Origin of the sequence: Solibacillus sp. FSL W8-0372, assembly GCF_037969735.1 — a bacterium.
GTDB lineage: Bacteria > Bacillota > Bacilli > Bacillales_A > Planococcaceae > Solibacillus > Solibacillus faecavium.
Map to the genome: position 1 here is coordinate 2,908,655 of NZ_CP150204.1, position 13,229 is coordinate 2,921,883.

General features: G+C 36.6%; 15 protein-coding genes. 6 read left to right on the top strand and 9 right to left on the bottom strand.

Features of this window, described 5'->3' with window-relative positions; all coding sequences use genetic code 11:
- Window positions 1–227: 227 nt before the first annotated feature.
- The gene (locus MKY13_RS14945) at window positions 228–1,556 is read left to right on the top strand and encodes a sodium-dependent transporter (RefSeq protein ID WP_191699867.1); all 1,329 of its coding nucleotides are present in this window, start codon (window positions 228–230) and stop codon (window positions 1,554–1,556) included.
- A 125-nt stretch (window positions 1,557–1,681) separates the two neighbouring features.
- The gene (locus MKY13_RS14950) at window positions 1,682–1,909 is read left to right on the top strand and encodes a helix-turn-helix transcriptional regulator (RefSeq protein WP_191699866.1); all 228 of its coding nucleotides are present in this window, start codon (window positions 1,682–1,684) and stop codon (window positions 1,907–1,909) included.
- Window positions 1,910–1,926: 17 nt separating this feature from the next.
- Here the strand turns inward: MKY13_RS14950 and MKY13_RS14955 are convergent, their stop codons facing one another.
- Window positions 1,927–2,187, bottom strand: coding sequence for a DUF1871 family protein (locus tag MKY13_RS14955; RefSeq protein ID WP_191699865.1), 261 nt, complete (start codon window positions 2,185–2,187; stop codon window positions 1,927–1,929).
- Between the two features lie 80 nt (window positions 2,188–2,267).
- Here MKY13_RS14955 and MKY13_RS14960 point away from each other — a divergent pair, with 80 nt between their 5' ends.
- Window positions 2,268–3,443 carry a MalY/PatB family protein gene (locus tag MKY13_RS14960; protein ID WP_339213555.1) on the top strand — a complete coding sequence of 392 codons (1,176 nt, stop codon included), beginning with the start codon at window positions 2,268–2,270 and terminating at the stop codon, window positions 3,441–3,443.
- 54 nt (window positions 3,444–3,497) lie between these two features.
- Here the strand turns inward: MKY13_RS14960 and MKY13_RS14965 are convergent, their stop codons facing one another.
- Window positions 3,498–3,743, bottom strand: coding sequence for a hypothetical protein (locus tag MKY13_RS14965; protein ID WP_318245195.1), 246 nt, complete (start codon window positions 3,741–3,743; stop codon window positions 3,498–3,500).
- 22 nt (window positions 3,744–3,765) lie between these two features.
- Entirely contained in the window at window positions 3,766–4,353 is a 588-nt protein-coding gene (locus MKY13_RS14970; RefSeq protein WP_191699863.1) for a peptidylprolyl isomerase, read from the bottom strand.
- Window positions 4,354–4,541: 188 nt separating this feature from the next.
- Between MKY13_RS14970 and MKY13_RS14975 the strand changes: the two genes are divergently transcribed.
- A complete protein-coding gene (locus MKY13_RS14975; RefSeq protein ID WP_339213559.1) occupies window positions 4,542–5,759 on the top strand; it encodes an MFS transporter in 1,218 nt (405 codons plus the stop codon).
- Window positions 5,760–5,816: 57 nt separating this feature from the next.
- Window positions 5,817–7,667: a transglycosylase domain-containing protein gene (locus MKY13_RS14980; RefSeq protein ID WP_339213561.1), complete on the top strand. Its 1,851-nt coding sequence runs from the start codon at window positions 5,817–5,819 to the stop codon at window positions 7,665–7,667.
- A 104-nt stretch (window positions 7,668–7,771) separates the two neighbouring features.
- Here MKY13_RS14980 and MKY13_RS14985 read toward each other — a convergent pair whose 3' ends face one another.
- The 3 genes from MKY13_RS14985 to MKY13_RS14995 all read right to left on the bottom strand — a co-directional run bounded on the left by MKY13_RS14985 (window position 7,772) and on the right by MKY13_RS14995 (window position 10,263).
- Window positions 7,772–8,332, bottom strand: a complete 561-nt coding sequence (locus MKY13_RS14985; RefSeq protein WP_339213563.1) for a YufK family protein — start codon at window positions 8,330–8,332, stop codon at window positions 7,772–7,774.
- 98 nt (window positions 8,333–8,430) lie between these two features.
- Window positions 8,431–8,643, bottom strand: a complete 213-nt coding sequence (locus MKY13_RS14990) for a hypothetical protein (protein WP_191699859.1) — start codon at window positions 8,641–8,643, stop codon at window positions 8,431–8,433.
- A gap of 120 nt (window positions 8,644–8,763) precedes the next feature.
- A complete protein-coding gene (locus MKY13_RS14995; protein WP_339213565.1) occupies window positions 8,764–10,263 on the bottom strand; it encodes a leucyl aminopeptidase in 1,500 nt (499 codons plus the stop codon).
- A gap of 145 nt (window positions 10,264–10,408) precedes the next feature.
- Between MKY13_RS14995 and MKY13_RS15000 the strand changes: the two genes are divergently transcribed.
- Window positions 10,409–10,900: a divergent PAP2 family protein gene (locus tag MKY13_RS15000; protein ID WP_318245194.1), complete on the top strand. Its 492-nt coding sequence runs from the start codon at window positions 10,409–10,411 to the stop codon at window positions 10,898–10,900.
- 53 nt (window positions 10,901–10,953) lie between these two features.
- On the opposite strand, the gene MKY13_RS15005 is transcribed toward MKY13_RS15000, so the two are convergent.
- The 3 genes from MKY13_RS15005 to MKY13_RS15015 all read right to left on the bottom strand — a co-directional run bounded on the left by MKY13_RS15005 (window position 10,954) and on the right by MKY13_RS15015 (window position 13,211).
- Window positions 10,954–11,280, bottom strand: a complete 327-nt coding sequence (locus MKY13_RS15005) for a YuiB family protein (RefSeq protein WP_191699857.1) — start codon at window positions 11,278–11,280, stop codon at window positions 10,954–10,956.
- A gap of 141 nt (window positions 11,281–11,421) precedes the next feature.
- On the bottom strand, window positions 11,422–11,919 hold the full coding sequence (locus tag MKY13_RS15010; RefSeq protein WP_339213568.1) for an NUDIX hydrolase: 498 nt from the start codon (window positions 11,917–11,919) through the stop codon (window positions 11,422–11,424).
- An 80-nt stretch (window positions 11,920–11,999) separates the two neighbouring features.
- Window positions 12,000–13,211, bottom strand: coding sequence for an NAD(P)/FAD-dependent oxidoreductase (locus MKY13_RS15015; RefSeq protein ID WP_339216950.1), 1,212 nt, complete (start codon window positions 13,209–13,211; stop codon window positions 12,000–12,002).
- Between the last annotated feature and the right edge of the window lie 18 nt (window positions 13,212–13,229).

Consider the following 13,229-nt stretch of genomic DNA (forward strand, 5'->3'; position numbering starts at 1 on the left):
TTCGTATATACGTAAATGTCATGTTAAATTATAACATATGAAGCTTACAGTAACAAAGAATCGTATTAATCTAGCGTTTTTCTATCAATAATTATAATAAAAAACCAATAAATAAAATTATTTTATTATTTGTTGCATGAAATTTATCATTTCACTAAATCTTTTTTGCAAAATTTGCGAATATTATTGTAAAATGTTTATTTGCATACACATGAGGAGGTTGTCTTTTGTCATCTAGAGATCAATTTACATCTAAGATTGGATTTATATTAGCTGCTGCAGGTAGCGCAATCGGTCTTGGAGCAATATGGAAGTTCCCTTATATGGCGGGAACAAATGGTGGTAGTGTTTTTATTTTATTATTCGTATTATGTACAATTTTAATCGGGTTACCGATTTTAATTGCTGAGTTTATGATTGGACGAAGAGGTCAAAAAGATCCGATTACCTCTTTTAAAGAACAGGCACCGGGAAAGCCTTGGTTTATGATTGGATGGATCGGGCTAGTTGCATGTGGACTCATCCTATCGTTTTATAGTGTCGTTGGTGGTTGGATATTGAGCTATATTGTCAGAGCAACTACATTTTCCCTTACCGGTCAAGGGAATGACTTTGGCGCATTATTTACGGATATTATTTCAAATCCAATGGAAGTCCTATTTGCACAGGCATGCTTTATGATTTTGACTTTAGTTATCGTCCAAGCCGGCATTAAAAATGGAATCGAATCGGCGAGTAAATGGATGATGCCGATATTGTTCATTTTTTTCATCTTGCTGTTTATCCGTTCGATTACATTAGAAGGTGCCTTTGAAGGTGTAAAATTCATGTTTATTCCTGATTGGTCCTATTTAAATGGAGAGACATTGATTTTAGCTTTAGGACAGGCCTTCTTTTCACTAAGTATTGGCGTTGCCGCGATGATTACTTATGCCTCTTATCTATCTAGAAAAGAGAAAATTGTAACTTCGGCTATAAATGTTGCTACATTGAACATTGCGATATCATTATTGGCGGGTCTTGTAATTTTCCCAGCCGTTTTTGCACTTGGCTTTTCTCCTACAGAAGGTCCTGGATTAGTCTTCATTATGATTCCTGCAGTGTTTGAGCAATTGCCGTTCGGTAGTTTTTTACTGCTTGTCTTTTTCATCTTATTGCTCTTTGCCACTGTCACTTCTTCCATTGCCTTATTAGAAGTAGTTGTTTCTATTGGCATACGTGAAAAAACTGCACAACGTAAAAAGGCATCTTCGTTATTAGCTGCCATTATTTTTATCGTTGGTATTCCAAGTGCTTTATCATTTGGTATTTTGTCGGACGTTTCAATTTTTGATCGTTCTATTTTTGACTTTGTGGATTATGTAACAAGTGCAATACTAATGCCAATTGGTGCCCTTTTAACTTCAATTTTTGCCGGATACCATTATTCTAAGAAAATTTCACGTGAGGAAATTCAGGCATCGCCAATTTTATATAATGTTTGGCTATTCATCGTACGCTATTTAGCACCAATATCCATCGTAGCCATCTTTATTAATAAAGTGTTCTTTAGTTAATTTTAAAAACTTGTTCAAATTGAAATTTTGAACAAGTTTTTATTTTTGTCATAAACAGGGGATTTCATAAATAGTTCTACATATTATAATAAGTAAAAAGAATATATTGGAAGGATGTGCACCAAGTGAAATTAAAGCTTCATGAACAGTTAAAAATATTGCGTCTAGAAAAAAGCTTATCCATTGAAGACCTTTCAAAAAAGACACAAGTAGGCATTGAAAAGCTGACAGCCTATGAAAAAGGTGACCAGATCCCTTCGACGCAAACAATATTATTATTATCGACGATTTTGGAAGTACCAGTATCAAATTTAATGGATGGCTTAAATATAAAAGCGAGCGGCCTTAGTTAAAGGTCGCTCGCTTTTTTTTAAATGATGCATTTGGCTTCAAATTTTACCGCAAGTAATTTATACGCAATAGCTACACAGCGTTCAAAAGGAATCCATTGTTCAAATGAATACTCATAAACTTTCTGAATTACTTTCCCTAGCTCTGTTGGATCATCTATCCCTTGTAATGCGGCTACAACATCGGCTGTCTCCGTATCATAGCTATGAATACCAAATCCGAATGGATCCCAATTTTGTAATATATGAACACACTTTTGATTCATTTCAATATTATCCATTTCCCTCACCCTATTACTCTCTTATAATAGTTAGTATAATAACATAAGTAAAAATAATTTCTATAGAAAAGAGGATTATAATGTCTATTTTTAACGAAATTCACGCTCGCCGTAATTCCGATTCAATTAAATGGGATATGATGAGTGCTGTATACAATTTAGAGGATACTTCGAATCTTTTACCAATGTGGGTAGCTGATATGGACTTTCCCCCTCCCCCTGCTATGACTCAGGCTATAAAAGAACGATTGGAGCATCCTATATTTGGCTATACATTTGCGAGTGATGAAGTAAAGGCTGCAATCGTTAAATGGTATGAAACACGTCATCAGTGGAACATTGATCCATCTACCATCCTATTCCAACCTGGTGTAGTACCAGCAATTGCTACGATAATCGAGACATTCACAGAAGTTGGAGACAAAATCGCCATGTCTACTCCGGCATATCCCCCATTCTTCAATGTCCCTAAAGACCAGATGCGGGAAGTCGTGACTTGCGACTTAACAGAAGAAAATGGCATTTACACAATTAATTTTGAAACACTAGAAGAAGTTTTCCGTACTGGTGTTAAAATGTTTATTTTATGTAATCCCCATAATCCAGCAGGGATTGTTTGGGAGCGTAAAGAACTTGAACAGCTTGTCGCTTTATGTATTCAATATGATGTTTATTTATTATCCGATGAAATTCATGCAGACATTTTAATTCAGAAAGCCTATACACCTATTTTTACATTGCCAAATGCTGCTGAAGCAAAAATCATTACTTGTATTGCGCCTACTAAAACATTTAATATAGCTGGTATTCATGCTGCAATGATTGTTGCGCCAAATAAAGAGTTATTTACAGCTCTCGGAAAAAATTCACAGGCACATGGAAATCTTGGCTTAAATACTTTTGCAAGCACCGCTGTAAAAGCTGTCTATAATGATGGTGGCCAATGGTTAGATGAATTGCTTTTATACTTAAAAAATAATATGGAATATGTTGCAAAAGAATTAAATGCAATTGAAGGAATTAATGTAAAAATTCCTGATGCAACCTATTTAATGTGGATCGACTACCGCGCAACTGGCATTGAGGAAAAAGAAATAATGAATCGACTTCTAACAATCGGACAAGTTGCTCTAGATCCCGGTACGAAATACACGGAAGCTGGTCGAGGCTTTTTACGAATCAATGTTGCATGTCCATTTGATACGTTAAAAGTTGGCGTTGAAGGCATTAAAAAAACTTTGCAAACATTTAAATAGCAAAAAAGGGGCTATCCAGAAAATTCTTTTCGGATAGCCCCTTCTACATTTCGATTATTGTTTTTGTAACTGTTCCAATGCCTGTTCTTTAGCCATCCGCTCATTACGTTCCTTTAATGCGCGTTCTTCTAAAACTTTTGCTTGTGCAGCTTGGCGAGCAGCGATACGACGAATAAAACGGAATGTAGCAAAAACAATAATCAGTAAAATCGCGAATTCAATTGCAGCAGGAAGATAAAGTGATTTGTCTTCCGGGAAATATAAAAAGCCACCAGAGAAATTCATTAAAAATTGGTTCAAGTGCTCACACTTCCTTTAAAAATTAGTCAATTACAGTGATTGACTCAATCTTAACATCTTCTTTTGGTTTATCGTGCATATTTCGGTCAACGTTCGTAATATTGTCAACAACATCCATACCTTCCACTACTTGTCCGAATACAGTATGTTTACCATCCAACCATGGCGTACCACCGTTTTTCTTGTATACTTCTACATCTTCCTTCGACCAACCGCGTACTTCCATTTGTTTTAGCATAGATACTTCCACTTGTGGTGCTTGTACGATGAAGAATTGAGAACCGTTTGTGCCTGGACCAGCATTGGCCATAGATAAAGCACCACGGATATTTAATAATTCAGGAACACACTCATCTTCGAATGTACCGCCCCAAATTGACTCTCCGCCCATACCTGTACCAGTAGGGTCGCCACCTTGAATCATGAACTTTGGAATGACACGGTGGAAAATAATACCGTTATAATAACCTGATTTCGCGTGACCTAAAAAGTTTTCAACTGTTTTTGGTGCGTGCTCCGGGAATAATTTAATTTTGATTGAGCCCATCGTTGTTTTCATTTCTACCATTACTTCGCCTGGATTTAATTCTTTCGTTAATTGTGGAAACATTTTTGTCTCTCCTTTAAATAAATTATGGAATGGTTGGGTATAGGTAATAGAACCGAACTTCCCCTTTTCTACCAAGTTTCAGTTTACCATAACTCTGTTATTTTAAGCTAATAACATGCGAGGGACTTCCTTCGTATTCCGAAATAAGTTATACTATATTACAAATATTATGGAAGAATGTGATTAATTTGAAAAATATGAGACATAATTTCATCATCATTTTAGTAGCAAACTTTATAGTTGCAGCGGCCGCTACGATGATTATGCCGTTTTTGTCTTTATATATTGATACGTTAGGGGATTTTTCAGACGACTATGTTCAAACGTGGGCTGGTTTAATCTTTGCTGCGACATTTGTTACAGCATTTTTAATGTCTCCTATATGGGGAAGAATAGCTGACAAATACGGATACAAACCAATTATGATTATTAACTGCATAGGTGTAGCAACAAGTATTTTTTTAATGGGTTACGTCCAAAATGTTGAGCAGTTTTTCGTATTAAGATTAGCTATGGGTGTCGTCACTGGTTTTATTCCAACCTCTATCGCCTTTATAAGTAGACATACGCCAAAAGAAGTGGCTGGAAAAACATTAGGTACTCTGCAAATGGGCAGCGTCGGTGGGACATTGTTTGGTCCTGTTTTAGGTGGAGTAATGGCCGATACATTCGGTTTTAAATATACATTTATTATTACTGCAGTTGCTATTGGAATTGCGGCAATAATTATTATAGTAGGTATTCACGAACCGACCATTATACGGAAAACGAAAAATGCAATTTACGCCAGCAAGAATGTTATTTGGGCGATTTTCCATCATCGATTAATTATAAATGTCATGCTTGTAACGACATTAATCCAAATCGGAAATTTCAGTATTCAACCTTTGCTGTCGCTATATGTTTCAGAACTTACCCCTTCGCAGGAAGTCGCATTGCTTGCGGGAATTACTTTTAGTGCTGCAGGACTCGGAAACATATGCTTTGCCAGGTTTTGGGGGAAATTGAGTGACCATTACGGCTATGAAAGAATATTATCTTATTTATTAATCGTTGCTGTAATTATCATCATTCCCCAAGCATTTGTAACAGAGTTATGGCAGTTAATTGGATTGCGCTTTTTATTCGGAATTGTTTCGGGTGGGCTTATTCCAATCACTTCTGCCCTTATTCGTAGGGAAGCTCCGGTTGAGGTTCAAGGGGAAATTATGGGCTATAACCAAAGCTTCCGTTTCCTTGGCAATATATTAGGACCAGTACTAGGTGGAGTAGTTGCTAGTATCGGTGGTATCCATTCGGTATTCTATTCGACTAGCTTATTATTTTTAATCGCGTTTATTGTCATGTCCATTTTAAAGAAGCTCCCTGAGCAAAATATGAAGGAGCTCTTAAAAAACCATGCTTAAATCCATATGAATATGGTATTCTTTTTTAGAAAACAACATATGGGGGCCGATTAAAAGATGAAACAAATATTCGGCTACATAGTCATTTTATGTAGCATCCCCTTACTCCTATTAATTGGTAGTGAAGTATGGGTCGAAATAGGAGAAGCTAAGCAATATGAACAACAAATTGCGGAGTCTATTGAGCTTCCTGAAGTTGTCTCAACCTTTCCCGTCAATTTATATGATGCAAATAAGGTGATTTTCAGCGAAGAATATATAGAATGGTCACAACCCCTTCCCTTAAATGAAATACCTGAAATAGTGAAACAGCTATTCATATATAGTGAAGATGAAAACTTTTACAATCATATTGGTTTTGACGTAAGTGCCATTGCTCGGGCTTTTATAGCTAATACGTCCGAACAGTCCATTCAGCAGGGTGGTTCTACCATTACGCAACAGTTAGTAAGAATGCGCTATTTGTCTACAGACAAAACGTACGAACGTAAATTAATGGAGCTTTTTTATGCCTATGAAATAGAAAAGACTTATTCAAAAGATGAGATTTTTGAAATGTATTTAAATGAAATGTATTTTAGCAATCAAGTATATGGAATTGGAGCTGCAGCAACCTATTATTTTAATCGCCCATTAACGAAGCTTTCGGTTGCTGAGATGGCCTTTATCGCAGCAATCCCTAATAGCCCGACCTTATACGATCCTATTCAACATTTTGAAAACACAAAAAATCGCCAAGAAAGATTAATCGATAAGCTCATGGAACATGGTGCTATTACTGCAACAGAAGCGATTGCCTATAAAGAAGAAAGCATCCAATTGGAAGTAAAACAAAAGACACAACAGTATCCTAGTTACAGCACATTCGTTTTGCAGGAGCTCAAATGGCTTATCGCTGATCAAACTGGCTATCGTGAACTTATTGACAAGACTTCGGATAAAATGGAGAAGGAATTCTTGCAATTAGAGCTTCAAAAGAAAATTGATTTAATTTTACGTCAAGGTATTAACGTATATACAGCACTTCAACCGGAAAAACAGCGTCAAGATGAAATTGCTATCAATCGGATTTTACCTAATTCCGATTTACAGGCAAGTGCCACTGTTATTGACAACGAAACACGGGAAGTTATCAGTATTTTTGGAGGCAAAGATTATAAAAAGCACGATTTACACCGCGCTTACCAAGCACCTAGACAGCCAGGCTCTGCATTTAAACCGATTAGTGTATTTGCACCTTATTTTGAAACGACTACTGGTACGAAATATTCGAGTATAAATGGTGGTCCTTATTGTATTGGCAACTTTTGTCCAGAAAATTACGGCCGTATTTGGTATAACAATGTAACTGTTGAAACAGCTTTCAAAAATAGTATTAACACAAGTGCACTCCGAATTTTTAATACGGTTGGAGTCGATACAGCTTTTTCTTATATAGATCAATTCGGCTTTCAATCAATAGTGGATAAAGATCGGACTTTTGCTGCGGCATTGGGTGGATTAACTTATGGGGTAACATCACTTGAAATGGCCGATGCCTATTCTAGTTTTATCGATGGCTTCTACTCGCCTGTACGCAGTATCCGAAAAGTAACAGACTTAACAGGAAACGTGCTATATAGCTGGTCTCGTGATCGTGAGGAAATTTGGTCTGCAACAACGACTAAAACGATGCGTGATTTATTAAATGCGACTGTAACAAGTGGTACTGCACGAGGTCTTTATAGTTCTTCAGAGTATATCGGGGCAAAAACAGGTACGACAAATGCATTTAAAGATTACTGGATGGCAGGGCTAACGAATGATTATACAACGGCTATTTGGGTCGGCTATGATAGACCTCGCTCAATGGAGTCAATTGAAAGTTCAAAAATTCACTTTTCTATATTTAATGCAATAACAGATTAAGTATGTAGTAACCGCAAAACTACATAGCCAAACATAATAAAAAAGCTTGTTAACTAATGTATAGCGCACCTCCCCCGCTAAAATGTTAACAAGCTTTTTTTATTTTATGCAAATGGCAAGCCCGCAAGTATTCCATTGTAAAGCTTCACAATCGCATAGATGACTAACACCACTACTATTGACCAAGTAATTATTTCAAAGAAAATTAACCCAATCACACCTGTAATGGACATATACTGACTCACTTTATAGACATTGTAAATAAAATAACAAAATACTGTTATTAAAAAAACAATGACTAAAATAAGTAACGATTGAAATCCGATGATAGAAGTAAATGCTCCGAAAAAGAAGATAACATATCCTCCACGCGCTGCATGAATTGTTTGCCCCTCTTTATCTTTTGAGAAAAATAACATTCCAAGCTCATGAATTGTTTCACCAATAAGCTTCAATGCTGAAAATAGCATAAAAAATAATAATGCAAATACTATTAGTAGTACGAAACGCAATTCTAAATCCGATAAAAACTCACGCATACCGTTGTATACACCAATTGCGTGAAGTAATTGTAAAGATTCAGATATAGCAAACATACTGAATGAAAAACTAAATAAAATGATTGTTATTAATGGTAAGTATCCATATAAATATGGGTTTTTCATAAATTCATTTCCCTCAAAAATCGTAATATTTCATTCTTACATCATAGCTAACAATACTGTTACGAGCAAGTATGTCTTTACCTATAATTATCTCCTATTTACCAATAACGTCGTCGGTATGGTGGGTAATTATAAGGTGGATAGTAGTAATTCGGCGGATAATTTGGTGGATACGGCCCGTATGGTGGGTAATTAGGTGAGTAATTGTTATTAAGTGACCCCCCTAAAAAGCCTCCTAGAAAACTACCTAAAAACGGAACACCAAATGGATATACAAACCCTGAATTAAAATATGGGTTACGATTAACCATGTTTATGTCCTCCTCCCTTATAAATAGTGTATTCATAATTTATAGAGCCATTGGTCAATTGCCTAAAAATAAAAAGATGTCCCATAAGTTTTATACTTACAAGACATCTTCTCAAATATATTAATTATCGCGTAGCTCTACTAATGTTGCTAATGTACGCACCATGACTCCTGTTCCACCTTTTGGCCCTAAAGCATGTGGTGCACCTGCATCCGATGTACCTGCGATATCAAGGTGAATCCATGGCGTTCCTTCAGCAAATTCTCCAACAAAGCCGCCACCAAAAATCATATGTCCATCACGACCTGGTGAGTTGTTTAAATCCGCGACTTCTGACTTTCGAATACGCTTTTTATCGCTTTCTGTTAATGGTAAACGCCAAACAAACTCGCCTGTTTCAATCGCCGCCTCCATAAACTCTTCGAAAAATTCCTCGTTATTTGTTAAAGCACCAGTTTTATCTTTTCCAAGTGCAACAATTACTCCGCCTGTTAAAGTTGCAACATCGATTAAGTAGTTGGCACCTTGCTGTTTAGCATATGTCATGGCATCTGCCAGTACTAAACGACCTTCAGCATCTGTATTGAGTACTTCAACCGTTTTCCCATTGTACATTGTAATTACATCATCAGGTTTAAAGGCTTCTCCAGACACCATATTATCTGTAGAGCCAATTACTGCCACTACATTTTGCTTTGGCCGTGTTTCACCAATAATGCGCATCGCACCAAGTACTGCTGCAGCACCACCCATATCACCTTTCATACCAACCATACCATCACGAGGTTTTAAAGAATAACCGCCCGTGTCGTATGTAACACCTTTGCCGACAAAACCAATCACGTCTTCCCACTCTGGTTTGCCCTGGTATTTAATCGTGATTAAACGCGGCTCTTCTACAGAACCTTTGTTGACAGATAAAATACCGCCCATACCTAATTCCTCAAGCTGTGCTTTATTTAAAATTTCCACTTCTAAATCATAAATATTAGCAAGCTCTGTTGCATAATCAGCTAAATCTGTTGCTGTAAGTAAATTCGGCGGTAAGTTAATCAAAGTACGCGCTTCATTTACAGCATCTGCATATACTTTTCCAACCTCGAAGTTTTCTACAACATCTTCTATCTTGGCCTCTGTTACAAATTGAACCTGATCTAAGTATGTGTTTGGTTCATTTGAAGATGTTTTATAGCTTAGTGTTGAATAGTAGCCTAAATTTAACCCTTCTCCAGCTAAATATGCGACTTCTGTTTCTTCTAATTGATCCGTAGTAAATGACTCTACCCAAATTGCAACATCACTTACTTTTGCATTCTTTAATTCTTTACCTACTGTTGCAAATGCTTCACGTAGTTCATCTGCTGTCATATGTTTACGCTCACCTAGACCAACAAAATAAATACGCTTAAGTGATGAATGGTTTCCTGAAAACGGCAATTTCGTAATTGTTTTAGACTCTGTTGAAATTTCTCCAGTATGAAGCCATGTATCAATTGTCTCTCCAAAGAAATCACTAAAAGATGACCAATTTTTCATTTGCTCACGGTGCTTTTGAACACCGATAATTAATGTTTCCGAAGTTTGTGTTTCAAATGTTTTTGCCATCACTTCAATATTCATATTTTTAAAACCTCCTAATGTATAGTTTTATTATATACAAAATCAGTTAATTCGGGTAACGAAAGAAACAATTTTTTTATTTTTCTGTGAGTTTAATTTTAATCCAACATAGGAAAAATGGTATAATTACAGCAATTATGAGAAAGTGGGTGTAATTATCGAACTTCTGCAAAATACGCCACTTTGGCTCGGGATTTTCGCAATTGTTTTTGCACAAATATTAAAAGTTCCGATAAATTTTATTGTTACTAGAAAGTTCGACTGGAGCTTATTAACTTCTACAGGGGGGATGCCAAGTTCCCACTCTGCTGCTGTAACGAGCATCGCCACTGCAGTTGGTATAGAAGCAGGTTTTGATTCTGTAACTTTTGCTGTTGCTGCAATGTTAGCTGGCATTGTAATGTATGATGCGAGCCATGTACGTTTTCAAGCTGGACAACATGCAGCAGTTTTAAACGAAATCCGACATGACCTTCAGTTATTTTTCGATGAAATCAAGCGTTGGCCTGAAATGAATGAACAGGAAAAAATAGAAGATTTAAAAACGTTATTAGGTCATAAAAAAAGCGAAGTATTTATCGGGGGACTTGCGGGAATAGTGCTTGCAGTTGTGTGGTATAGTGTTCAAGGTTTATAAAAAATGGATCTGTTAAAAGATTAGATTACCTTTAACAGATCCATTTTTTATTTTTAAAACATTCGATAACCGGCCTTTCGAAGAGCAATCATAACAAATCCAGCTACTATTGCACCTCCGAAGCCACCCGCTAAAATTAAAATATCTACGAGCTGTAATGCCTGAACTTTATCTACTAGTGCAGAAAATGCCATACTAGGTTTAAAGATATAATCCAAAAAGCTAACTTCATCAATAATAAAAATTACGACAATCGGATAAACAATGGCCATTAACCATGTCATACGCAATAACATATTCAATAAAAATCCGATTCCGAAAAACATGACAAAAAATAAAACAATCGAAATGATTAACTGTACTAATGAAACATCATTCATGTTATGTATACCCCCAATAATCTCTCATAATTTTACATGATATAGTGGGTACTTTCAATTCAACATCCAAAATAATGAACAGGAGATTAAAATTGTCAATACTTCTCCATAAAGTTAATAGTATTTTTATTTTAGCAGTTATTATTTCTTGAAAAATAAATGATATTCGCTATAGCCAAATACATCTCCGGGATTAATATCTTCGATGATTGGATGAATATGACTAACAACTTGCTGATGCGCCATTTCCCTCAACATGACGGAAGATAATTCATGCTGTACGATATCTGTTGGTGCCATCCAGCAGGCTTCGATAATTTCTTTTTCCTGCAATACAAACTGTTGATTATTATCAATTGGCTCGCAATGAAAAATAGCCATATTATCGCTAATATCATTTAATATCACACCTGAGCGAAATCCTGCCAACCCCTTTACTTTGCAAATGATACCTGTCTCCTCCAAAACTTCACGCGTAGTTGCAGCTGTTACCGTTTCTGCTTCCTGTACAAAGCCAGCTGGCAGTGACCAAACCCCTTTAAGTCCACCATAAGTCTTTTTTACAAGCAGCCATTCCCCCGCTTGGTTCTCAACAATGGCAGCAACTCCAAGCCATACTTTCCCTCTGTCCTTTTTCATAATAGAAATCCCCCTTGTTATGCTGATAAAAAAACTTGCAAAAGAAGTGTTGCACACTCGTTTGCAAGTTTGAAGTTAGATTATAAAAATTTAAATTTCCCTTTTTTCAGTGTTAAGCCTACACCACCAACTAAATACAGTGCACGGTCATCAACTACTTTTTTTAATGCAGAGGCTGGCTTACCAGTAAATTTACGATCAAATGCAGTCCCAATAGCATCTTCATGCCCTAATGAACATACAGCACCTTTATCATCGTATACAAATACTTCTGTCGGCTCTTCATTAATTAAATGTTTAATATTTTTTGCAATAGTAACACCTTGCTGCATCGCAATCTGCGCAGTTGGCGGATAAGGACGCCCCGCCTCTTCATTTAGAAGAAATGCACAATCCCCTACGATAAATACATCATCAAAGCCTGGTGCGCGCATATCTTCACGAACTGCAATACGCGCCCGATTGGACTCGAGACCACTTGATTCCACTAAAGCATTTCCGCGTATTCCAGCTGCCCATACGACAGTCCCTGCTTTAATAAATTCAAAATCCTCTTCATCTTTTCTAATTTTAACACCTTCTGCTGTTGCTTCAACAATTGGTGTACCAATCGAAAACTCTACGCCTTTTTTTGATAATTGTGCTTTCGCATAATCGACTAATTCCGGATCAAATCCTGGTAATACTGTCGATGCTGCCTCGACACAGAGTAAACGTACTTTTTCTTGAGGTATATCAAATTCTTTACAAAGCTCAGGGATGCGGTTACCCAGTTCTCCCAAAAATTCGATTCCTGTAAAGCCTGCACCACCGACGATGATTGTTAATTTGCTATCGTCTTTTACTTCATCCAAAGTCCATGAAGCAAACTGATATTCGATATGCTCGCGGACTTGGCGTGCTGTATTAATATTGGTTAATGATAAAGCATGCTCTTTCAATCCAGGTATACCGAATGTCTCACCTTCAAACCCTAATCCAATGACTAGATAATCGTACGAAAAATCACCGGCAGAAGTACCGACCAATTTTGTATTGACATCGATGCTTCCAACATTAGCTTTTACAAAGGTTACGTTATGATTAATTACTTTTGAAATAGGATAGCGCGCTTTGTCAGGAGAAATCGTACCTGCCCCAACTTCATGCAACCATGTCGTTTCATAATGGTAGTCATTTTTGTTTACTAAAATGATTTCTGCCTCATTTGCATTGACAAGCTTTTGTAGATTAACAATAGTAGTTAATCCACCATAACCTGCACCTAATACTAAAATTGTCGGTCTTTTCACCAATCAAAACCCCCCTTA

Excerpts from the sequence above, each read along its gene's own strand:
- MKY13_RS14955 (WP_191699865.1), bottom strand. The coding sequence starts at position 2,187 with ATGGATAATATTGAAATGAATCAAAAGTGTGTTCATATATTACAAAAT.
- MKY13_RS14960 (WP_339213555.1), top strand. The coding sequence starts at position 2,268 with ATGTCTATTTTTAACGAAATTCACGCTCGCCGTAATTCCGATTCAATT.
- MKY13_RS14970 (WP_191699863.1), bottom strand. The coding sequence starts at position 4,353 with ATGTTTCCACAATTAACGAAAGAATTAAATCCAGGCGAAGTAATGGTA.
- MKY13_RS14980 (WP_339213561.1), top strand. The coding sequence starts at position 5,817 with ATGAAACAAATATTCGGCTACATAGTCATTTTATGTAGCATCCCCTTA.
- MKY13_RS14985 (WP_339213563.1), bottom strand. The coding sequence starts at position 8,332 with ATGAAAAACCCATATTTATATGGATACTTACCATTAATAACAATCATT.
- MKY13_RS14990 (WP_191699859.1), bottom strand. The coding sequence starts at position 8,643 with ATGGTTAATCGTAACCCATATTTTAATTCAGGGTTTGTATATCCATTT.
- MKY13_RS14995 (WP_339213565.1), bottom strand. The coding sequence starts at position 10,263 with ATGAATATTGAAGTGATGGCAAAAACATTTGAAACACAAACTTCGGAA.
- MKY13_RS15005 (WP_191699857.1), bottom strand. The coding sequence starts at position 11,280 with ATGAATGATGTTTCATTAGTACAGTTAATCATTTCGATTGTTTTATTT.
- MKY13_RS15010 (WP_339213568.1), bottom strand. The coding sequence starts at position 11,919 with ATGAAAAAGGACAGAGGGAAAGTATGGCTTGGAGTTGCTGCCATTGTT.